At 74.1% G+C, this 20,625-nt stretch carries 19 protein-coding genes; 12 read left to right on the top strand and 7 right to left on the bottom strand.

Translation table 11 applies throughout. The annotated features are described in order from the left end of the window. The first annotated feature begins 351 nt into the window (after nucleotides 1-351). Entirely contained in the window at nucleotides 352-1,956 is a 1,605-nt protein-coding gene (gene serA / locus ACSMX9_RS22005; RefSeq protein WP_445396292.1) for a phosphoglycerate dehydrogenase, read from the top strand. A gap of 75 nt (nucleotides 1,957-2,031) precedes the next feature. Here serA and ACSMX9_RS22010 read toward each other — a convergent pair whose 3' ends face one another. Continuing rightward, a complete protein-coding gene (locus tag ACSMX9_RS22010) occupies nucleotides 2,032-3,582 on the bottom strand; it encodes an MFS transporter (RefSeq protein WP_445396294.1) in 1,551 nt (516 codons plus the stop codon). A gap of 94 nt (nucleotides 3,583-3,676) precedes the next feature. Between ACSMX9_RS22010 and ACSMX9_RS22015 the strand changes: the two genes are divergently transcribed. Further along, nucleotides 3,677-4,261 (top strand): TetR/AcrR family transcriptional regulator, encoded by a 585-nt coding sequence (locus tag ACSMX9_RS22015; protein WP_445396296.1) that lies wholly within the window; start codon nucleotides 3,677-3,679, stop codon nucleotides 4,259-4,261. 85 nt (nucleotides 4,262-4,346) lie between these two features. Here the strand turns inward: ACSMX9_RS22015 and ACSMX9_RS22020 are convergent, their stop codons facing one another. Next, entirely contained in the window at nucleotides 4,347-5,543 is a 1,197-nt protein-coding gene (locus ACSMX9_RS22020; RefSeq protein ID WP_445396298.1) for a PucR family transcriptional regulator, read from the bottom strand. Between the two features lie 193 nt (nucleotides 5,544-5,736). Between ACSMX9_RS22020 and ACSMX9_RS22025 the strand changes: the two genes are divergently transcribed. Together ACSMX9_RS22025 and pruA are read left to right on the top strand one after the other, a co-directional pair. Next, nucleotides 5,737-6,663, top strand: coding sequence for a proline dehydrogenase family protein (locus tag ACSMX9_RS22025; protein ID WP_445396299.1), 927 nt, complete (start codon nucleotides 5,737-5,739; stop codon nucleotides 6,661-6,663). Between the two features lie 44 nt (nucleotides 6,664-6,707). Next, on the top strand, nucleotides 6,708-8,339 hold the full coding sequence (gene pruA, locus ACSMX9_RS22030) for an L-glutamate gamma-semialdehyde dehydrogenase (RefSeq protein WP_445396301.1): 1,632 nt from the start codon (nucleotides 6,708-6,710) through the stop codon (nucleotides 8,337-8,339). 184 nt (nucleotides 8,340-8,523) lie between these two features. Here the strand turns inward: pruA and ACSMX9_RS22035 are convergent, their stop codons facing one another. Then, nucleotides 8,524-9,225: a nitroreductase family protein gene (locus ACSMX9_RS22035; RefSeq protein WP_445396303.1), complete on the bottom strand. Its 702-nt coding sequence runs from the start codon at nucleotides 9,223-9,225 to the stop codon at nucleotides 8,524-8,526. 133 nt (nucleotides 9,226-9,358) lie between these two features. Here ACSMX9_RS22035 and ACSMX9_RS22040 point away from each other — a divergent pair, with 133 nt between their 5' ends. Continuing rightward, complete coding sequence (locus tag ACSMX9_RS22040; protein ID WP_445396305.1) at nucleotides 9,359-9,928, top strand: GNAT family N-acetyltransferase; 570 nt, start codon at nucleotides 9,359-9,361, stop codon at nucleotides 9,926-9,928. A gap of 45 nt (nucleotides 9,929-9,973) precedes the next feature. Here ACSMX9_RS22040 and ACSMX9_RS22045 read toward each other — a convergent pair whose 3' ends face one another. From ACSMX9_RS22045 to ACSMX9_RS22060, 4 genes are read right to left on the bottom strand one after another with little or no spacing between them, the layout of a single operon-like run. Continuing rightward, a complete protein-coding gene (locus tag ACSMX9_RS22045) occupies nucleotides 9,974-11,173 on the bottom strand; it encodes an ABC transporter permease (protein ID WP_445396307.1) in 1,200 nt (399 codons plus the stop codon). Further along, on the bottom strand, nucleotides 11,170-11,868 hold the full coding sequence (locus ACSMX9_RS22050; RefSeq protein WP_445396309.1) for an ABC transporter ATP-binding protein: 699 nt from the start codon (nucleotides 11,866-11,868) through the stop codon (nucleotides 11,170-11,172). The genes ACSMX9_RS22045 and ACSMX9_RS22050 overlap by 4 nt, the downstream gene beginning before the upstream one ends. Continuing rightward, complete coding sequence (locus ACSMX9_RS22055) at nucleotides 11,865-12,944, bottom strand: peptidoglycan-binding protein (protein ID WP_445396311.1); 1,080 nt, start codon at nucleotides 12,942-12,944, stop codon at nucleotides 11,865-11,867. The genes ACSMX9_RS22050 and ACSMX9_RS22055 overlap by 4 nt, the downstream gene beginning before the upstream one ends. Further along, the gene (locus tag ACSMX9_RS22060) at nucleotides 12,941-13,573 is read right to left on the bottom strand and encodes a hypothetical protein (protein WP_445403063.1); all 633 of its coding nucleotides are present in this window, start codon (nucleotides 13,571-13,573) and stop codon (nucleotides 12,941-12,943) included. Before ACSMX9_RS22060 ends, ACSMX9_RS22055 begins: the two co-directional genes overlap by 4 nt. A gap of 143 nt (nucleotides 13,574-13,716) precedes the next feature. Here ACSMX9_RS22060 and ACSMX9_RS22065 point away from each other — a divergent pair, with 143 nt between their 5' ends. The 7 genes from ACSMX9_RS22065 to ACSMX9_RS22095 all read left to right on the top strand — a co-directional run bounded on the left by ACSMX9_RS22065 (nucleotide 13,717) and on the right by ACSMX9_RS22095 (nucleotide 20,333). After that, entirely contained in the window at nucleotides 13,717-14,412 is a 696-nt protein-coding gene (locus ACSMX9_RS22065; protein WP_351239698.1) for a response regulator transcription factor, read from the top strand. Further along, the gene (locus ACSMX9_RS22070; RefSeq protein ID WP_445396313.1) at nucleotides 14,409-15,887 is read left to right on the top strand and encodes an ATP-binding protein; all 1,479 of its coding nucleotides are present in this window, start codon (nucleotides 14,409-14,411) and stop codon (nucleotides 15,885-15,887) included. Before ACSMX9_RS22065 ends, ACSMX9_RS22070 begins: the two co-directional genes overlap by 4 nt. Then, nucleotides 15,884-16,393 carry a GerMN domain-containing protein gene (locus tag ACSMX9_RS22075; protein ID WP_445396315.1) on the top strand — a complete coding sequence of 170 codons (510 nt, stop codon included), beginning with the start codon at nucleotides 15,884-15,886 and terminating at the stop codon, nucleotides 16,391-16,393. Before ACSMX9_RS22070 ends, ACSMX9_RS22075 begins: the two co-directional genes overlap by 4 nt. A 303-nt stretch (nucleotides 16,394-16,696) precedes the next feature. After that, nucleotides 16,697-16,822 carry a hypothetical protein gene (locus tag ACSMX9_RS22080; protein WP_351239692.1) on the top strand — a complete coding sequence of 42 codons (126 nt, stop codon included), beginning with the start codon at nucleotides 16,697-16,699 and terminating at the stop codon, nucleotides 16,820-16,822. A 75-nt stretch (nucleotides 16,823-16,897) separates the two neighbouring features. Further along, nucleotides 16,898-17,938 (top strand): 3-isopropylmalate dehydrogenase, encoded by a 1,041-nt coding sequence (locus ACSMX9_RS22085; RefSeq protein WP_445396317.1) that lies wholly within the window; start codon nucleotides 16,898-16,900, stop codon nucleotides 17,936-17,938. A gap of 308 nt (nucleotides 17,939-18,246) precedes the next feature. Beyond that, on the top strand, nucleotides 18,247-19,332 hold the full coding sequence (locus ACSMX9_RS22090) for a branched-chain amino acid aminotransferase (protein WP_445396319.1): 1,086 nt from the start codon (nucleotides 18,247-18,249) through the stop codon (nucleotides 19,330-19,332). 173 nt (nucleotides 19,333-19,505) lie between these two features. After that, nucleotides 19,506-20,333 carry a hypothetical protein gene (locus ACSMX9_RS22095; protein WP_445396321.1) on the top strand — a complete coding sequence of 276 codons (828 nt, stop codon included), beginning with the start codon at nucleotides 19,506-19,508 and terminating at the stop codon, nucleotides 20,331-20,333. Nucleotides 20,334-20,625: the final 292 nt, after the last annotated feature.

A 20,625-nucleotide genomic window follows, 5' to 3' on the forward strand; every position in this document is an offset into this window, starting at 1 on the left:
CGGTGCGCCGCTGCCGCACGGGAGCGCGTTTCTCCGGGTCAGGGGCTTCCCCGAGGGCCGGAAGGGGCCGGAGCGACGCTTCCGAGGTGCTCCGGTCCCCTGCGCACGAGGGAGCGGGGCGGCGTCGACTTCCGGTCACCGACCCGACGGCCGTGGGACGTTTGTCCAGTTCGGCCAGCCACGGAAGGGTGATCCTTCCGGAGCGGCGGAAAATGTCTCCCGTTCCGCCACTACACTGCACAGCACATACGCGTCAGGCCCACAGCGTCGTGCGTCTTCCACGCGGCAAGCCAACCTCCACCGCCTGCGGCCGTCGGGACGGCCGTCCGCAATGGACTTGTGAGGACTCACGTGAGCACTGCTGCCAACGGCAAACCGGTCGTACTCATCGCTGAAGAGCTGTCGCCCGCGACTGTGGACGCGCTCGGGCCCGACTTCGAGATCAGGCACTGCAACGGCGCCGACCGTTCCGAGCTGCTGCCCGCGATCGCCGACGTCGACGCCATCCTCATCCGCTCGGCGACCAAGGTCGACGCCGAGGCCATCGCGGCCGCCCGCAAGCTGAAGGTCGTCGCCCGCGCCGGCGTGGGGCTCGACAACGTGGACGTCTCCGCCGCCACCAAGGCCGGCGTGATGGTCGTCAACGCCCCCACCTCCAACATCGTCACCGCCGCCGAACTGGCCTGCGGTCTGCTGGTCGCCACCGCGCGCAACATCCCGCAGGCCAACGCCGCGCTGAAGAACGGCGAGTGGAAGCGCTCGAAGTACACCGGCGTCGAACTCGCCGAGAAGACCCTGGGCGTGGTGGGCCTCGGCCGCATCGGCGCGCTCGTCGCCCAGCGGATGTCCGCCTTCGGCATGAAGGTCGTCGCCTACGACCCCTACGTGCAGCCCGCCCGCGCCGCCCAGATGGGCGTCAAGGTGCTCTCGCTGGACGAGCTGCTGGAGGTCTCCGACTTCATCACCGTCCACCTCCCGAAGACCCCCGAGACCCTCGGTCTCATCGGCGACGAGGCGCTGCACAAGGTCAAGCCGACCGTCCGCATCGTCAACGCCGCCCGCGGCGGCATCGTGGACGAGGAGGCGCTGTACTCGGCGCTGAAGGAGGGCCGGGTCGCCGGCGCCGGGCTCGACGTGTACGCCAAGGAGCCGTGCACCGACTCGCCGCTGTTCCAGTTCGACCAGGTGGTGGCCACCCCGCACCTGGGCGCCTCCACCGACGAGGCCCAGGAGAAGGCGGGCATCGCGGTGGCGCGCTCGGTGCGGCTGGCGCTCGCCGGCGAGCTGGTGCCGGACGCGGTGAACGTGCAGGGCGGCGTCATCGCCCAGGACGTCAAGCCGGGGCTGCCGCTGGCCGAGCGGCTGGGCCGCATCTTCACCGCGCTGGCCGGTGAGGTCGCGGTGCGGCTGGACGTCGAGGTGTACGGCGAGATCACCCAGCACGATGTGAAGGTCCTCGAACTCAGCGCGCTCAAGGGCGTGTTCGAGGACGTCGTGGACGAGACGGTGTCCTACGTCAACGCCCCGTTGTTCGCGCAGGAGCGCGGTGTCGAGGTGCGGCTGACCACGTCCAGCGAGTCCCCCGACCACCGCAACGTGGTCACGGTGCGCGGCACCCTGGGCGACGGCCAGGAGGTCTCGGTCTCCGGCACCCTGGCCGGCCCCAAGCACCACCAGAAGATCGTGGCGATCGGCGAGCACGACATCGACCTCGCCCTCGCCGACCACATGGTCGTGCTGAAGTACGCGGACCGTCCCGGCGTCGTCGGCACGGTCGGCCGGGTCCTCGGCGAGGCGGGCGTCAACATCGCGGGCATGCAGGTCTCCCGCGCGGTGGCCGGTGGCGAGGCCCTCGCCGTCCTCACCGTCGACGACACCGTGCCCGCCGCGGTGCTCGCGGAGCTGGGCGAGGAGATCGGCGCCGTCTCGGCCCGCTCGGTGGACCTCACGGACTGACGTCACCGCCTCCGGCATCCCCTACGGGGCCGGTCGATCCCCCCGGATCGACCGGCCCCGTACGCGTGCGGAGCCTCAGCCCCGTTCCCGACCGCCGGGAGGCGGTTCGCGCACCACCAGCAGGGCGGTCACGGCGGCCAGCAGCAACACCAGCGTCCCGCCGAGGGCCGCCGCTCCCAAGCCGTCCGTGAACGCCTCCCGGGCCAGGGCGGCGAGGGCTCCCGCGGTGTGTTCCGGCAGCTCCCCGGCCACCGCCAGGGCGCCGCCGAGGGTCTCCCGCGCGGCCTCGGGCAGGGCGCCGTCCACGGTCGCCCCGTCCATCCGGTGCCGGTAGACGGCCGTGCCGAGCGAGCCCAGGACGGCCATCCCCAGGGCCCCGCCGAACTCCTGGCCCGTCTCCAGCAGGGACGACGCCGAGCCGGCCCGCTCGGGCGGGGCCGCGGCCAGGGCCACGTCCGTCATCTGCGCCATCACGGTGACGACCCCGCAGGCCAGCACCCCCGAGCCGGCCAGGACCCATCCCAGCGAGTCGGTGCCGACCGTTGCCAGCAGCCCGAACCCGGCGGCGGCCAGCCCGAAGCCGCCGGTGACGACGTGCCCGCGGCGGGCGCCGCGCTGGACCAGGGCGGTGGTGGCGGGGGCGGCGACCCCGATCAACGCCGAGGGCAGCAGCGACCACAGGGCGGCCTCCATCGCGCTCTTGTCGAGCACCGACTGGAGGTACTGGGTGGTGAAGTAGGCCGAGCCCATCATCGCGAACATGGCGAGGGAGTTCAGGCAGACCGCGGGCCCGAAGCCGCGGCCCCGGAACAGCGCGGGGGGCAGCAGGGGAGCGGTGGCGGTGCGCTGCCGCCGTACGAACAGCGCGGCGAAGACCAGCCCCACCAGCAGGGGCAGCAGCGCGGGGGCGACGAGGCCCTCGGCGGGGATCTCCTTGAGCCCGTAGACCAGGGGGAGCACCGAGGCCGTCGACAACACCACGCCCGGCAGGTCGAAGCGGCCGGGCGCGGGGTCCTTGGACTCGGGGAGCAGCAGCGGGGCGAGCACCAGCAGCAGCACCATGGCGGGCAGGTTGACCAGGAAGACGGAGCCCCACCAGAAGTGCTCCACGAGCACCCCGCTCAGGACGGAGCCGAGGGCCACCCCGCCCGTCATCACGGCCGACCAGACGCCGATGGCGCGGGCGCGCTGTCCGGGGTCCCGGAACAGGCTCCGCACCAGGGCCATCGTCGAGGGCATCAGGGCCGCGCCGCCGACGCCCAGCAGGGCGCGGGCGGCGATCAGCGATTCGGCGCTGGGGGCGTAGGCGGCGCAGAGGGAGGCCGCGCCGAAGGCGACGGCACCGAGCAGCAGCAGCCTGCGGCGGCCGACGCGGTCGCCCACCGATCCCATCGTCATCAGCAGTCCGGCGAGGACGAAGGCGTAGACGTCGAAGATCCACAGCTGTTGGGTGCCGCTCGGGGCGAGGTCCGCGCTGATCGCCGGGACGGCGAAGTAGAGCACGGACACGTCCATGGAGACGAGCAGCAGGGGGAGCATCAGGACCGCGAGCGCGGTCCACTCGCGGCGTCCGGCGCGCGGCGGAGCGCCGACGGGCCCGGGGGCCGCCGGTGGGTGGGTGGTCATGGCAGGGACTATACGGCCGTCTTATACGAGTGTCTATGACGCCCGTACGGACGGGCGGGGAGGGAGGGGCGGGAACGTCGGTACGCTGCCCGGCATGGGACACCGCGAGGACTTGCTGGAAGGCGCGAAGCGCTGCTTGCTGGAGAAGGGCTTCCTGGGAACGACGGCGCGCGACGTGGTCCGCGAGTCCGGGACGAACCTGGCGTCCATCGGGTACCACTACGGCTCCAAGGACGCGCTCCTGGCGCAGGCGTACGTGGAACTCGTGGAGGGCGTCAGCACGGCCTTCGACGCCCCGGCGGGCGAGCAGGACCCCACGGCGGACGGCTCCCTGGCCCGCTTCGAGCGGTCCTGGGAGAACGTCATCCGCACCTTCGCCGAGAACGCGCCGACCTGGCGGCTGGGCCTGGAGGTGATGGTGCACGCCGACCGGCTCCCCGGGGTCCGCGAGCACCTGGCCCGCGCCAGCGGACAGGCCCGCAGCGGGCTCGTCGCGATGTTCCTCGGCGGCCCCGAACCTCAGCCCGCCGACCCGCTGGCGACCACCGCCGGGGGCTTCTACTCGACCCTGCTCCAGGGGCTGATGGTGCAGTGGTTCTTCGACCCGGACACCACCCCGACCGCCGCCGAACTCACCGAAGGGCTCCGCCGGGTGATGACCGCGGCCCGGGACGCCTGACCGCCCGGTCCGCACCGGCGCTCCGGCGGCCTGAACCGGAGGCCGCCGGAGCGGACCGCTCGGGGCCGCTCGGCGGGGGTGCGGATCAGCTCGGGTCGGAGCGGGGCTCCAACCGCGCCGCCTTCAGCGCCATGTGCAGCAACAGCCGGTCCTCGCCGTCGTCGAGGTCCAGGCCGGTGAGCTGCTCCACCCGGGAGAGGCGGTAGTAGAGGGTCTGCCGGTGGATGCCCAACTCGGCGGCGGCACGCCCCGCCTGCCCCGCCCGGTCCAGGTACACCTCCGCGGTGCGGGCCAGCTCGTGGTGGGCGGGGGCGAGCAGTTCGCGGGCCACCGGATCGCCGTCCGGGGCGGTGGCCGGCAGCGCGGTCAGCAGCCGGTACGGGCCGATCGCCGACCACTGGGCGACCGGGCCGAACCGGGGCTCGGCCCGGGCCGCGCGGGCCGCCGCCGCGGCCTGGCGCCAGGCGTCCGGCACCTCGGCCAGGTCCCGTCGCACCGCCCCGAGCCCGGCGGTGGGCGACTGCCGGGCCCCGGCGGCCGTGGCGCGCAGCCGCGCCGCGACCGACAGCGCCGGATCGAGCGCGTCGGACGTCCGCAGCCGTACCAACACGGCGAGGGCTTCGGCGTCGGAGCCCCAGGCCAGGGTGCACAGCGCCGTCGCGGCGGGCAGCGCACGGACCGAGGGCGGTGTCGGGGCGGCCGTCCCGGGCAGCGACCAGGGCGCCACGCACACCACCGTGTGCAGGCCCTCGGCCCGCGGCCCCAAGGCGGTGCGCAGTGCGGCCACCGCCATGTCCCGCTGCCAGCCGCGCTCCGCCGTGAGCAGCGCCCGCAGCTCCCGGGCGAGGTCGGCGTCGGCCTGTTCCTCGTCGGCGAGGAGCACCCCGATCCGTGCGGTGACCTCCATGGCGGCGGCGAGTCGGGCGTCGGTGGGGCCGGGGTCGTCGTCCAGCAGCCAGACGTAGCCGAGGGCAACGTTGCGGTGGCGCACCGGCAGACAGATCCGGCCCCGGAACACCCCCGCCTCGGGGGCCGCCGGGATGCGCACCGGGCCGGTGGCCCGGGTGATGCCGAAGCCCTCGAACCAGGCGCGCACCGCCGCCGTGGAGCCGCGGGTGAGGATCGACCGGGTCCGGACCGGGTCCATGGCCCGGTCGTCGTCGCTGTCGTGGGCGCCGAACGCGATCAGCCGGAAGTCCCGGTCCTCCAGGGTGGCGGGGGCCCCGAGCAGTGCCGAGACCTCGTCGACGAGTTCCTGATAGTCGCCCTTCACGGATCCCATTCTCCGGCACCGGCGGAGCTTCTTCATACAGATGTCTGAGATACCGGCCACGGATGCGTGACAGCTGTAGATGGCAGAGGATCGGAGCGATCCTTAGGTTTCACGGTGGTTCCCCTCGCCGTACCCCGGACCGTCGCACCGCGCTGGACCTCCCGGGCCGACGGCCCGTTCGTTCTCTCCGTGGAGGTGGCCCGTGCTGGGTCCCGTGATTCTCGCCGCGTCGCGCAGCGACAGGATGCGCCGGTTCGTGTCGGCGGCTCCGGGCACCAAGCAGGTGGTCGCCCGGTTCATCGCCGGGGAGACCGTCGACCAGGTGATCCCGATCGTGAGCGGGGCCGCCGAGCAGGGCCTGGAGGTCACCCTCGACGTCGTCGGCGAGGACATCACCACCCGCGAGCAGTCCTTCGCCGCCCGGGACGCCTACCTGGAGCTGATCGAACGGCTCCGGGAGCTGGGGCTGGGCGAGCGCGCCGAGATGTCGGTGAAGCTGTCCATGTTCGGGCAGGCCCTGGAGGGCGGCCACGAGCTGGCGCTGGCCAACGTGCGGCCCGTGGTGGAGGCCGCCGCCGCGATCGGCACCACCGTCACCCTGGACGCCGAGGACCACACCACCCTCGACTCGATGTTCGCCATCCACAGCGAGCTGCGGAAGGACTTCCCGCAGACCGGCTGCGTCATCCAGGCGTACCTGTTCCGCACCGAGGAGGACGCCCGCCGGCTCGCCGCCGAAGGGTGCCGGGTGCGGATCGTCAAGGGCGCCTACAAGGAGCCCGCCTCCGTCGCCCACCAGGACAAGCCCGAGATCGACAAGGCGTTCGTGCGGGTCCTGCGCATCCTCATGGAGGGCGAGGGGTACCCGATGATCGGGTCCCACGACCCGCGCCTGATCGCCATCGCCCAGGACCTCGCCCACCGCGCCGGCCGCAAGCTGGACGAGTACGAGTTCCAGATGCTGTACGGCATCCGCAGCGAGGAGCACCTGCGACTGGCCGCCGAGGGCCACCGCATGCGCGTGTACACCGCGTACGGCACCGACTGGTACGGCTACTTCATGCGCCGTCTCGCGGAGAAGCCCGCGAACCTGCTCTTCTTCGCCCGCTCCATCCTCACCAAGGGCTGAGCGCTCCCCGACCCCTCCCGACCCACTTAGGAGACACGGAAACCATGGACGCTGTGACCCAGGTCCCCGCACCGGTCAACGAGCCGGTCCACGGCTACGCCCCCGGCTCCCCGGAGCGCGCCCGGCTGGAGGCCAAGCTCAAGGAGCTGGCCGAGAACCCGATCGACCTGCCGATGACCATCGGCGGCGAGAAGCGGCTGGGCGGCGGCGACGCCTTCCAGGTCGTGCAGCCCCACAACCACCGCGCCGTGCTCGGCACCTACCGCAACGCGACCCAGCAGGACGCCCGGGACGCCGTCGACGCGGCCCTGGCCGCCGCCCCCGCCTGGCGCGCGACGTCCTTCGACGACCGGGCGGCGATCATCCTGCGCGCCGCCGAGCTGCTCGCCGGCCCCTGGCGCGAGACGCTGGCCGCCTCCACCATGCTCGGCCAGTCCAAGACCGCCCAGCAGGCCGAGATCGACACCCCCTGCGAACTGGTCGACTTCTGGCGCTTCAACGTCGCCTACGCCCGTGACCTGCTCGCCGAGCAGCCGCCGGCGAACTCCCCGGGCGTGTGGAACCGGCTGGACCACCGTCCGCTGGAGGGCTTCGTCTACGCGATCACGCCCTTCAACTTCACCGCCATCGCGGGCAACCTGCCCACCGCCCCCGCGCTCATGGGCAACGTCGTGGTGTGGAAGCCGTCCCCGACGCAGACCCACGCCGCGGTGCTGCTGATGCAGCTGCTGGAGGAGGCCGGGCTGCCCAAGGGCGTCATCAACCTCGTCACCGGCGACGGCATCGCCGTGTCCGAGGTGGCCCTGAACCACCGCGACCTCGCGGGCATCCACTTCACCGGCTCCACCCCGACCTTCCAGCACCTGTGGAAGACGGTCGGCGAGAACATCGGCACGTACCGCACCTACCCGCGGCTGGTCGGCGAGACCGGCGGCAAGGACTTCGTCGTGGCGCACCCCAGCGCCGACCGGGCCGTCCTGAAGACCGCCCTGACCCGCGGCGCCTTCGAGTACCAGGGCCAGAAGTGCTCGGCGACCTCCCGTGCGTACGTCCCGGCCTCGCTCTGGAACTCCGGCTTCAGGGAGGAGTTCGCGGCCGAGGTCGACGGGCTCGCCATGGGCGACGTCACCGACCTGTCGAACTTCATCGGCGCCGTCATCGACGAGCGGGCATTCGCCAAGAACAAGGCCGCCATCGACCGGGCCCAGGCCGATCCGACCTGCACCGTGGTCGCCGGCGGCTCCTACGACGACTCGGTGGGCTACTTCGTCCGCCCGACGGTCGTCGAGTGCACCGACCCGACCAACGAGGTGTTCACCACCGAGTACTTCGGCCCGTTCCTGGCCGTCCACGTATACGAGGACGACCAGTACGACGCCATGCTCGACCAGATGGAGTCGGTGTCCGACTACGCGCTCACCGGGTCCGTGATCGCCGGCGACCGTGCCGCCGTCGCGCACACCATGGAGAAGCTGCGCTACGCCGCCGGCAACTTCTACATCAACGACAAGTCGACCGGTGCCGTCGTCGGCCAGCAGCCCTTCGGCGGCGGCCGGGCCTCGGGCACCAACGACAAGGCGGGCGCCCCGCAGAACCTGATGCGCTGGACGCTGACCCGGGCCATCAAGGAGACCCTGGTCGCGCCGACCGACTACACCTACCCGCACATGGGCTGACCCCGACCCGGGCGGCCCCGCACCGGCCGCCCCACGGCGGTGGCTCACTTCCCAGCCCGGCCACCGCCCCGCCCGCGCGCGGACCGCCCCCCGGTCCGCGCGCGGGCCCCTCGACACCGCCCCGTTCCCCGGTCCCCCAAGCCGGGGTCCGGGGCGGTCTCCACGCCGGCCCCGTCCCGCGGCGTCAGACCTCCACCAGCACCTGGTCCAGCGACTTGCGCACCAGGGCCGGGACCACGCAGTCCTCGGCGGGATAGCCGACCGGCAGCACCGCGAACGCCTTCTCGTTCGCCGGCCGCCCGAGCACCTCCCGCAGGAACCCCATCGGGCTCGGCGTGTGCACCAGGGCGGCCAGCCCCGACAGGTGCAGCGCGGTCAGCAGCACCCCCACCGCGATGCCCACCGACTCGTTGACGTAGTAGTGCTTGCGCCGGGTGCCGTCCGGCCCCACCCAGTACCGCTGCTGGAAGACGACGATCAACGCGGGCGCGTCCGTGAGGTGGGGCTTCACCTCGTCGGTGCCGAGCGGACGCAGCGCCGCCAACCACTCCTCGCCCAGCCGCCCGTCGTAGGAGACGCGCTCCTCGCGCTCCGCCGCCTCCCTGATCGCCCGCCGCACCCCGGGGTCCCGCACCAGCACGAACGTCCACGGCTGCTGGTGCGCCCCGGACGGCGCGGTCCGGGCGCACGCCACGGCGTCCCGCACCACCTCCGGCGGCACCGGGTCGGCGGAGAACATCCGGACCGTCCGCCGTTCCTCCATGCGGCCCCGCAACTCCGCCGCCCGCGCCACGCAGACGTCGGGACGGGGGCGCTCGGGCCGGTACGGCTCGGGACGGTAGGGCTCGCCGTGGATCGGGGTCCAGCGCTGCGGGGTCCGTGTCATGCCCGGGAGTGTGCGCCGGGGACCGGCGGCCCGGAAGACAGCCCCGGACGATAGCTCCGGGCTGTCACCGGACTCCCGGGCGCACGGCGGGTATTCGGGTGCGGGGCACCGCCCGCCCGTCGATACTGGCGCGGTGACGAACACCCCGACCTCAGCCCCCGCGCCGCGCCTCGCCCACACCGCCCAGCTCACCGCGGCGGAACTGCGGGAGGCGCGGACCTTCCTCGACACCGTCTTCGACGGCGACTTCAGCGACGACGACTGGGACCACACCGTGGGCGGCATGCACGCCCTGCTGACCGACGCCCACGGCATCGCCGCCCACGGCTCCGTGGTCCAGCGCCGGGTGGTGCACGCCGGCCGCTCCCTGCGCATCGGCTACGTGGAGGGCGTCGCGGTCCGCGCCGACCTGCGCCGCAGGGGGCTCGGCGGAGCCGTGATGGCGGCCCTGGAGGAGGTCGTCGAACGCTCCTACGCCTACGGGGCGCTGTCGGCCAGCGAGGAGGGCGCGGCCCTGTACGCGGGACGCGGTTGGCAGGTGTGGCCCGGCCGGCTGGGCGTCCTCGGGCCCGCGGGCGAGGAACGGCTCGCCGAGGAGGAGGGCACCACCTACGTGTGGGCCGCCCACCCGCGGGGCGGCCTCGGCGCCCTGGACCCGGAGCGGCCCCTGCTGTTCGACTGGCGCGACGGCGACGTGCTCTGACGCGGCGGGTCGCGGGCGCCCCCTGTGGCGCCCGCCCCCACCGCCTCAGACCGCGTTCAGCGCCAGCGCGGGATGGAGCCGGGCGGCGCGGACGGCCGGGTACAGGCCCGCGACCACCCCGATCAGCAGCGTGGCGACCAGCCCACCGGCCAGCGACCAGGGCGGAACCACCGCCGACCACCCCTGCGCCCGGGCGAAGCCGTACGTGGTCACCGCCCCGAGCAGGGCGCCCGCCACCCCACCGCACGCCGACAACAGCAGCGCCTCGGTGACGAACTGGAGCCGGATCGCGCCGCGGGTGGCGCCCAACGCACGGCGCAGCCCGATCTCCTGACGGCGCTCCAGCACGGAGATGACCATGGTGTTGGCCACGCCCACCCCGCCGACCAGCAGCGCCACCGCCCCCAGGGCGAGCATCAGGGCCGTCAGCCCCTCGTCGGCGGCGGCCTTGGCGGCCAGCGCGTCCGAGGGACGGGACACCTTGACGGCCGCCGGGTCCCCGGGGTTGACGGTGCGGGCCAGGACCGCCCGCACCTCCGCCACCGAGGCGTCGGTGGAGCGCTCGAAGACGGTGGTGGGATGACCGTCGAAGCCGAAGTGGCGTTCGGCGGCGGGGAACCCGACCAGGGCCACCCGGTCCACGGTGGGCACCAGCTCGACCGGCCGCAGGATGCCGACGACGACCACCCGCACCTCGTTCATCATGATCGTCTCGCCCGGGCGGACCACCCCCAGGCGCTTGGCCGCCACGGACCCGAGGACCGTGGTGGGCAGCCGTTCACGGGCCCGGTCCAACCACACGCCCCGCTCGACCTCGGCCCCCAGCGCCGCCAACAGATCGGTGCGGGCCGCCTGGGCGGTGACACCGGCGGTGCGCTCCACCGGCACCAGATCGCTGCGCCGGATGCGGGCGTCGACCTCGGCGGTGGCCGTGGCGTGCAGCACCGGCCCGATCCGTTCGACCATGGCGACCGCGTTCCTGGACAGGACGGCGCGGTTGCCGTGCACGTCCTCGCCGGCCTCGGCGGTCAGTAGATTGGTCCCGAGCCGGTCCAGCCTGGCCATCAGGTCCGCACGGCTCGACTCGGACAGTCCGACCACGGTGACCATGGTCGCGATGCCGAGGGCGATGCCCAGGGCCGAGAGCACCACCCGGGCCCGGCGCGCCCGCAGCCCGACCGCGCCCGTGCGCAGCACGTCCCCCGGGGTGAGCCGGGCGGGCCTGAGGGGATCGGCGGTCCTCACGGGCGGCCCTTCCCCGGTCGGGCGGCGTCCGCGACGACCAGGCCGTCCCGCATCCGCACCCGGCGCGGCAGCGCGTCCGCGATCCCGTGGTCGTGGGTGATCACGCAGACGGTGGTGCCGGCCGCGTTCAGCTCGTGCAGCAGCTCCATGACGACCGCACCGGACGCGGTGTCCAGGGCGCCGGTGGGCTCGTCCGCAAGCAGCAGCCGGGGCGCGCCCACCAGGGCGCGGGCGACGGCCACCCGCTGCTTCTCGCCGCCGGACAGCTCCTGCGGGGTGTGTCCGCGGCGGTGGTCCAGTCCCACCCGGGCCAGCGCCTCCCGGGCCAGAGCGCGCCGCCGGCGGGGCGGTACGCCCGCGTACAGCAGGCCGTCCGCGACGTTGTCGACCGCGTCCCGGCCGGCCGCCAGGTGGAAGTGCTGGAACACGAAGCCGACGTGCCGGGCGCGCAGGGCGCACAGTCCGGCGTCGGACAGGGCGGCCACCTCGTGCCCGGCGATCCGCACGCTGCCCGAGGTGGGCCGGTCGAGGGTGCCCATCAGCTGGAGCATCGTGGACTTGCCGGAGCCGGACGGGCCGACCACGGCGACCAGTTCGCCCTCCGCGAGGGTGAGGTCCACTCCGCGCAGGGCGTGCACACCGCCCGGGTACGCCTTGGTGGCGCCGCGCAGTTCGACCACCGGGGGAGCCGTCACGAGGCGGCCACCCCCACCCGTAGGCCCTCGCGCAACCCGGGGCCGCTGACCTCGATCCGGCCGTCCGCGGTCATCCCGGTCTCCACCCGCACCAGTTCGGCGGTGGCGCCCCGGACGATCTGGAGGCCGTAGCCGCCGTCCTCGCCGCGCAGGGCGACGACCGCCTCCACGGGCACTGCGAGGACCCCCTTCCTCGCCTCGCTGACGAACCGCACGCTGGCCGTCGCACCGGTGTCCTGCGCGGCCACCGCCCGCCCCCCGTCGGCCAGGGCGATCTCGACGGTGATGCCGTCCCCGGACCCCGCTCCGTCCCCGGCGTCCGCCTCGTCCTGCGGGCGCACCGTCCGGACCACCTCGCCGGAGGCGGTCCTGCCGTCGGGCAGGACGACCTCGACCCGGGTGCCACTCGCGGCCAGCGCCCCCTCGTCCTGCTCCAGTTCGGCCCGGACGACCGGTTCGGTGGAGGCGACGGCGAGCACGGTGGTGTCCGGGCCCACCCGGTCGGCGAGGGCCGCCTCGGCGGAGACCACCCGGACCCGGTCCGGCTGGAACACGACGTGGCCCAGGCCCACCCGGCCGGTGGGCTCGCGGTTCAGGGACTTCTGCCAACGCTTCACGGCCGCCTCGGTGGCCCCGTCGTACCAGACGTCGACGTGCACTCCCGCACCGAGCCCCAGGTCGCGCAGGTTGCGCTCCAACTGGAGCACGTCGCTGCCGCGGTCGCCGACCTTCATCTCCCGGTACATCGGGACCGGCCCGTACAGCAGGGTGACCGGCTTGTCGTCCAGTTCGTACAAGGCCTCCCCCCGGCCCGGGGTGCTCCCCTCGCGGGCGGCCACCGTGACGGTGCCCTCGACGGCGGCGCGGACGGGGCGCCGTCGGGCGAAGTCGAGCGTCCCGTCCACCGTGGTGGACCTGACCAGGTCGGTGCGGACCACGGTCGCGGTGGCCGGCGGCAGGTCGGCGCCCCGTTCGGGGCCCCGCCCCCCGTCCTCCGCGCCGAGCAGCAGGACCCCCGCGGTGGCGGCCGCCGCGACGCAGGCGGCGAGGAGGGCGAGGTGGGTGCGGCGCCTCACTGCATGCCGTCCAGACCTTCGAGCAGCTTCGACGCGCACGCCTCGTCGGCCTGCCGGTACGCCGGCGAGTCCGGGTCGAGCGCGGGGGAGGCCGGGTTGGGGTCGCCGCCGGGGACCGCGTTGCCGTTGCTCATGACCGGGTTGGTGAACCGGGAGACGCCGTTGTCGCGCATGCACTGGGCGTGCGCGAGCATCGATTCGTACGCCTTCTGCTGGTCGATCTCCGGTTGGGCGTTCAGGGCCGCCCGGAGCTCGTCCACGCACGCTCCGTTCTTGCCGCCCTTGATGCCCTCGTTGCGCCCGGGCTGGGAACCGATCTCGTCGATCCGGTCCCAGTCGAGGTGGCCGCTGAGCCTGGGGTCGGGGAAGTCGGGGTAGCCGCCCTCGGCGCGCATGCACCGCACGTACGTCACCTGCGCGTCGTAGAAGGCGCTCTTGCCCTCGGGGCGGGGGCTGCCGCCCGCCCGGTCCGGGCCGGACTTCGAGGCCGAGGGGGCGGCCGGGAGCGAGGGGACGTCGGCGGTGGCGCTCTCGCGGGTCCCGGCGCCGCAGGCCACCGGGAGGGCGAGCAGCGGAACCGCGACCAGCGCGGCCAGACGCAGTCGGACGCGACGGGGAGGGAAGGCCATGGAGATCATGCGCCCCACCCTCGGCACCGCACGTCATGACCGGTCCATGGCCACATGATGAGAACGTAACAATGCCTCCGACCTGCACTTCCCCTGTCGGGAGGGGTCGTGGACCGGCGGCTGCGGTGCCCATAATCGACCGCATGCCGCAGGTGCTGCTCATCGAGGACGACGCGTCCGTACGGGACGGAATGGAGCTCGTGCTGCGCCGGCACGGGTACGCCATCGACACGGCGGCGACGGGGGAGGAGGCCCTCGCCCTGCTCGACGGCCCCGGCGGGCACGAGGTCGACCTCGCGGTCCTGGACCTGATGCTGCCGGGGATGGACGGCTTCGAGGTGTGCCGCCGCATCCGTGCCCGCAGCGCCGTGCTCCCGATCATCATGCTGACCGCCCGCGGCGACGACCAGGACGTGGTGGCCGGGCTGGAGGCGGGCGCCGACGACTACGTGACCAAACCGGTCACCGCGCCCGTGCTGGAGGCCCGCATCCGGGCGGTGCTGCGGCGCGCCGAGCCGTCCGGGACGGACCGGGCGGCCGGGCCGGACTTCGCCGGGCTGGTCATCGACCGGGTGGGGCTGACCGTCACCAAGCGCGGCACGGCCATCGCGCTGCCGCCCACCGAACTGCGGCTGCTGCTGGAGCTGTCGGCCTCGCCCGGCCGGGTCTTCAGCCGGGAGCAACTCCTCGCCTCCGTCTGGGACCACACCTTCCTGGGGGACTCCCGGCTGGTGGACGCGGCGGTGGGGCGACTGCGGGCCAAGGTGGAGGACGTGGCCGCCCGGCCCCGGTACGTGCAGACGGTGCGCGGCTTCGGCTACCGCTTCGGGCCGCTGTGAGACGGGGCGCCCGCGGGCTGCTCGGCGGGCTGCGGACCCGGCTCGTCGTCACCTTCGTCGCGGTCGCCCTGGTCAGCGCGGTCACCGCGACCGCCCTTGCTTACCGGGACGCCCGCACCGCCGTCCTCGAACGCACCCAGGACACCGCGGTGGACGACCTCCGAGCCCAGGTCGCCCGGGTCGCCGCCGACTTCGACCTGCCGGCCGACCAGCGGGCGCTGACCGGGTTCGCGGATCGGGTCTCGGAGGGCCTCGGCAGGCGGATCGTGGTCGCCCGCTACCGGGACCTGAGCGGGATCTCCGACCGCTACGCCGAGCCGGAGCCCCGGATCACCCCCGCACTGCGGGCCGCGGTCGGCGCCGGCGGCGGGGCCCGGTTCCAACGGGTGGCGGTGGGGGACCTGCCGTACCTGGTGGTGGGCATGCCCGTCACCTACGCGGAGGACGGCCGGTCCTCGGGGCTGGAGGTCTTCGCGATCACCGATCTGCGGGCCGAGGAGGAGGACACCGCCGCCCTGCTGGACTCCGTCCGGTCGGGGATCGTGCCGGTGGTGGGCCTGGCCGTGGTGCTGGCCCTGCTGGCGGCCGGGACGGTGCTGCGCCCGGTGCGCACCCTGGGCCGGGCCACCCGCCGGCTGGCCGCCGGCGACCTGGGCAGCCGGGCGGCCGTCACCGGCCACGACGAACTGGCCCGGCTGGCCCGGACGTTCAACGAGACGGCGGACGCGCTCCAGGCGTCCGACGCGGAGTTGCGCGAGCAGGAGGCCAAGGCGCGTCGCTTCGTCGCGGACGTGTCGCACGAACTGCGCACGCCGCTGGCCGCGATGACGATGGTGGCGACCGTCTTGGAGGAGGACGCCGACCAGTTGCCGCCGGACGCGGCCCGGGCGGCCCGTACCGTCGGCGCGGAGACGGCCCGGTTGGCCCGGCTGGTCGAGGACCTGATGGAGATCTCCCGCTTCGACGCCGGGGCGGTGCGGCTGCACGCGGTGGAGACGGACCTCGCCGACACGGTGCGGGCGTCACTGGCGGCGCGGGGGTGGACGGAGCGGGTGGACACCCGGCTGCCGGAGGGGGTGCGGGCGGTGGTCGACCGGCGCCGCGTGGACGTGATCGTGGCGAACCTGGTGGGCAACGCCCTGCACCACGGCGCGCCGCCGGTCACCGTGACGCTCCGGACGGAGCGGGCGGACGGAGGGGAGTGGGTGGTGGTGGAGGTCGCCGACCACGGTCCCGGGCTGCCGCCGCAGGCGCGGGAGCGGGTCTTCGACCGCTTCTACAAGGCGGACGCGGCACGCACCCGCGGGGCGGTCGCCGACCACGGACCGGGCAGCGGGCTGGGGACCGCGATCGCGTGGGAGAACGCCCGGCTGCACGGCGGCACCATCGAGGTGGCCGAGGCCGGCCCGGCGGCCCGGGGCGCGGTGTTCGTCCTGCGGCTGCCGTGGCGGCGCACCGAGGAGGCGGGGGAGTGAGCGGGGCGCGGACGGGCCAAAGGACGCCGGTCGCGGCGGTCGCCGTGGCGGCGCTGTTCGGCGCTGCCCTGACGGGGTGCGGGGTGCAGCCGACCGGGGTGGTCGAGGCGGGGGAGCCGGCCACCGGACTGACCCGGGGGATGCGGCTGTACTTCGCCTCCGAGACCGGGTTGCGGGCGGTGCCCCTGCTCGGGCGGAAGGTCGAGGACCTCGCGGAGGTGGTGAAGCTGCTCGCCCAGGGGCCGCCGCCCGGGTACGACGAGGCACTCACCACGCTGGTGCACGTCTCGGGCACCTACGAGATGACCGGGCGGGGCACGCGCGTCACCATGCGGCTGGACGGCCCCCACGTGGACGCCGGCACCGGGCAGCTGGTGTGCACCCTGGCGCGTGCCCAGGCCGTGCTCGAACCGGGGGTGAGGGCCGACGAGGTGGAGGTCACCATCGAGCCGGACGACCGGGGTCCGTCGGGTCCCCACCGGTGTGCGGACTTCCTCGACCGCTGAGCCCGCCCCGGGGTCGGCCCGGGGCGTGTGTCGCGGGGCACACCCGTGGTGACCTGCGACGACGCGCGCCCCGTCTCAGATAGTAGGAAGTCCGACTACTTGTGGAGACAGATGCCTCCGACTCCCTTAGCTTGGTAGGGAGCCGAGGATCCGCCCGATCGGGCGGTGCGGCGGCGGACCGGTGCCCCGGTGCAGGTGACCCCTGCGGCCCGCGTTCCCGCGCCCTTCGGCGTTCCGTCGCCCCCGGCGACCGCGCACCTCCCCCTCCCTTCCGTACTTCCGGACGTCAAGGAGCACCCCGCCATGGCCGAGACGACCATCCGCCGAGTCCGTCACCGCCGTTCGAACGACGCCGAGCGCAAGAACGCCGCCGCCGCCCTCCAGCGCGCCCTCGACCGCCGTGACAACGGCGGCGCCACCGGGCACTGACGCCCCCCCGTCACCCGCGCGTCCGCATGGTGGACGCCTGGTGTCACACCCTGGGACGGACGATAAGGTGCCGCCATGTCTGCCAGCATCAATCTCGCAGTGATCCCCGGTGACGGCATCGGCCAGGAGGTCGTGGCCCAGGGGCTCAAGGTCCTCAGCGCGGTCCTCCCCGAGGACGTGAAGCTGGAGACGGAGGAGTACGACCTCGGCGCCCAGCGCTGGCACCGCACCGGGGAGACCCTCCCCGACGCGGAGTTGGCCGCCCTCAAGGGGCACGACGCGATCCTCCTCGGAGCGATCGGCGACCCCTCGGTGCCGTCCGGCGTGCTGGAGCGCGGCCTCCTCCTCAAGCTCCGCTTCGCCTTCGACCACTACATCAACCTGCGGCCGTCCAAGCTGTTCCCGAACACGGCGACCCCGCTCGCCGGCCGCCCCGAGATCGACTTCGTGGTGGTCCGCGAGGGCACCGAGGGCCCCTACACCGGCAACGGCGGCTCGCTGCGCACCGGCACCCCGGCCGAGGTCGCCACCGAGGTCAGCGTGAACACCGCCTACGGCGTGGAGCGGGTCGTGCGGGACGCCTTCGAGCGCGCCAACGCCCGCCCCCGCAAGAAGCTGACCCTGGTCCACAAGAACAACGTCCTGGTGTACGCCGGGCACCTGTGGAAGAACACCTTCGACGCGGTCGCCGCCGAGTACCCGGACGTCACCACCGACTACCTGCACGTGGACGCGGCGACGATCTTCTTCGTCACCCAGCCCGAGCGCTTCGACGTGATCGTCACCGACAACCTCTTCGGCGACATCCTCACCGACCTGGCCGCCGCCGTGACCGGGGGCATCGGCCTGGCCGCCTCCGGCAACATCAACCCGACCGGTGCCTTCCCCTCGATGTTCGAGCCGGTGCACGGCTCCGCGCCCGACATCGCCGGCACCGGCAAGGCCGACCCGACCGCGACGATCCTGTCCGTCGCCCTGCTGCTGCGCCACCTCGGCTACGAGGCGCAGGCCGCCCGCATCGAGGAGGCCGTCTCCGCCGACCTGGCCGAGCGCGACGGCACCCCCCGCACCACCGACCAGATCGGCGACGCGCTCGCCGCACGCGTAGCCGGCTGACCCGGCGCGCCACACGTACCGGGGCCCGACCCCGGACCGGGGTCGCCCCGGACGAGAAGCCGCCGGAGCCCGAGGCGTCCGGCGGCTTCTCGCATGCCGCCCGCGGTGCCACCATCGAATCCCCGGCCGCCCGCACGCCGGCGCCGCGCGATACTCGAAGCGAGGGCCGCACATTCGTCGCGGACCCGCCCTTACCCGGCGAAGCTTGGACGTCCTAGTATCGTCACGCGGCGGTCGTGCGGCGTACGCGCACCCCACGGGCGGACCGGAACACGGCCCCGAGAACCTACGGTGAAGGACAACCAGTCATGACGACGCCCAGAATCGAGCTGAAGCCCTCCGCGCACCCGCTGCCCGCGGACCAGCGGGAGGCGATCCTGCGCAACCCCGGCTTCGGCCGTCACTTCACCGACCACATGGTCACCGTCAAGTGGACCGAGGGCCGCGGTTGGCACGACGCCGAGCTGGTGCCGTACGCCCCGCTCTCCCTCGACCCGGCGAACATGACCCTTCACTACGCGCAGACCATCTTCGAGGGGCTCAAGGCGTACCGCCGCCCGGACGGCTCGGTGGCCACCTTCCGACCGTCGGCCAACGCCGAACGGTTCCAGGCGTCCGCCCGGCGCCTCGCCATGCCGGAACTGCCCGCCGACCTCTTCGTCGCCGCCTGCGACGCGCTCGTCACCCAGGACGAGGGGTGGGTGCCCGCGCACGGCGAGGAATCCCTCTACCTGCGGCCCTTCATGTTCGCGACCGAGGTCGGACTCGGGGTGCGACCCGCCAACGAGTACCTGTTCCTCGTCATCGCCTCCCCGGCCGGCGCCTACTTCCCCGGTGGCGTCAAGCCCGTCTCCGTGTGGCTCTCCGAGGACTACGTCCGCGCGGTCAAGGGCGGCACCGGCGCCGCCAAGACCGGCGGCAACTACGCGGCCTCGCTGGTGGCGCAGAAGGAGGCCGCCGCCGAGGGCTGCGACCAGGTGGTGTGGCTCGACGCGGTCGAGCACCGCTGGGTCGAGGAGATGGGCGGGATGAACCTGTACTTCGTGTACGGGGACCGGATCGTCACGCCCGAACTGACCGGCTCGCTGCTGCCCGGGATCACCCGCGACTCCCTGCTCACCCTCGCCCGCGACCTCGGGTACACCGCGGAGGAGGGCCGGATCTCGACCGAGGACTGGCGCCGCGACGCCGCCAGCGGCGCCCTGACCGAGGTGTTCGCCTGCGGCACCGCCGCGGTGATCACCCCGGTGGGCACCGTCAAGTCCCGCTCCGGCCAGTGGACCCAGGCGGACGGGGAGCCCGGTCCGGTCACCATGCGACTGCGCGAGGCGCTGCTCGCCGTCCAGTCCGGGGCGGCCGAGGACCCCCACGGCTGGATGCACCGACTCGCCTGAGGCACCCGTCCGGGGAGCGCCGCGAACGGGCTCCCCGGCTCCGCCCCTCCCACGAGGGGCGGACGTGGGAGCGTCCGGCCGGGACCGGGCGCACCCGAACGTCGTCCGCGCCCCACCCGGACCGACGGCGAGCGGGGCGACGGTCGCCCCGGGAGCGCCGGGGGGTGTGAGCGGTGACGACGACGGAACCCGACGCGGGCGGCCCCGGCGGATCGACGGACCGGCCCCCCCACGACCGGTCCGTGCCGCGCTCCGTGCGCGCCACGCGGTGGGAGGGCGCCGGGTTGGTCCTGGCGGCCCTCTTCGCCGCCGCGGTCAGCGCGGCGGTGTTCACCGTCTGGCTCCCGCACGGCATCGAGCGGTACCGGGAGTTCGCGGCCGCCGAGCCGTGCCCGGTCCGCGCCGCGGAGGACGGTCCGCTGGACTGCGTGCGCACGCTGACCTTCACGGTCCGGAGCACCGAGGTCGACAAGGTCGGCAGGAACGACGACCACCGGGTGACCCTGCACCGTCCGCCCTCCTGGACCGAGGTCGTCTCGCTCGGCCTCCCCCGACCCCCGATGGAGCGGCTCCGGCCCGGGCACCGGGTGGCCGCCACCGTCTGGCGCGGCGACATCACCTCCATCAGCTGGGCCGGCGAGCGGCAGCGCACCTCCGAGGAGCCGTTCGACGAGCCCCAGGCGCTCGCCGCGATCGGGACCTTCGCGGGTCTCCTCGCGGCGCTCTGGCTCGGCTTCGGCGCGGTACGCCTGCTCACCCCGCACCGAGTCGAACCGTTCGTGTGGCGCGGGTACGGCATGCCGCTCTTCTACACGATGCTGATCGTCTCCGTCCTCGCCGGAGCGCTGGCCCTCGTGCTGGAGTGGCCCTGGTGGCTGGTGCCCGCGCTCGTCGTCCCCTTCGTGGCCTACACGGCCCGGGAGTTCTACCGGTACCGACGGAAGGCCCCCCTGCTGCCGGGAGCCCCGCCCGGAGCTCCCCCCGCGCCTCCGCGGGGCTGACGGCGCCGCCCGCGCCCGCGGCGCCGGGAGCGCAGGGCGACCACCGTCGTCCAGTGGGTGAGACCGTGCCGCGTGCGCAACGGAACTGTGGCAAACTCCGTCTGTGCTCTCGTTCGCCATGATTATCGGCAACAGGCGCGCCGGTCCGCAGGACCGCTGACTCGACACCACCCGGGGATCAGCGGCCCAGTGCCCCAGACCCGCGCGCAGACCTCTCGCACCCGCGAGGGGTTTTTTCGTTTCCCGGACCCCACCACCATCCGGAGGCGAGGGCGCGCGAGGATGGGGGCAA

Source organism: Streptomyces sp. LE64 (genome assembly GCF_052606915.1).

Coding starts and splice junctions, on each gene's coding strand:
- ACSMX9_RS22010 (WP_445396294.1), bottom strand. CDS start 3,582: ATGACCACCCACCCACCGGCGGCCCCCGGGCCCGTCGGCGCTCCGCCG.
- ACSMX9_RS22015 (WP_445396296.1), top strand. CDS start 3,677: ATGGGACACCGCGAGGACTTGCTGGAAGGCGCGAAGCGCTGCTTGCTG.
- ACSMX9_RS22020 (WP_445396298.1), bottom strand. CDS start 5,543: ATGGGATCCGTGAAGGGCGACTATCAGGAACTCGTCGACGAGGTCTCG.
- pruA (WP_445396301.1), top strand. CDS start 6,708: ATGGACGCTGTGACCCAGGTCCCCGCACCGGTCAACGAGCCGGTCCAC.
- ACSMX9_RS22035 (WP_445396303.1), bottom strand. CDS start 9,225: ATGACACGGACCCCGCAGCGCTGGACCCCGATCCACGGCGAGCCCTAC.
- ACSMX9_RS22060 (WP_445403063.1), bottom strand. CDS start 13,573: ATGGCCTTCCCTCCCCGTCGCGTCCGACTGCGTCTGGCCGCGCTGGTC.
- ACSMX9_RS22065 (WP_351239698.1), top strand. CDS start 13,717: ATGCCGCAGGTGCTGCTCATCGAGGACGACGCGTCCGTACGGGACGGA.
- ACSMX9_RS22080 (WP_351239692.1), top strand. CDS start 16,697: ATGGCCGAGACGACCATCCGCCGAGTCCGTCACCGCCGTTCGAACGAC.
- ACSMX9_RS22085 (WP_445396317.1), top strand. CDS start 16,898: ATGTCTGCCAGCATCAATCTCGCAGTGATCCCCGGTGACGGCATCGGC.
- ACSMX9_RS22090 (WP_445396319.1), top strand. CDS start 18,247: ATGACGACGCCCAGAATCGAGCTGAAGCCCTCCGCGCACCCGCTGCCC.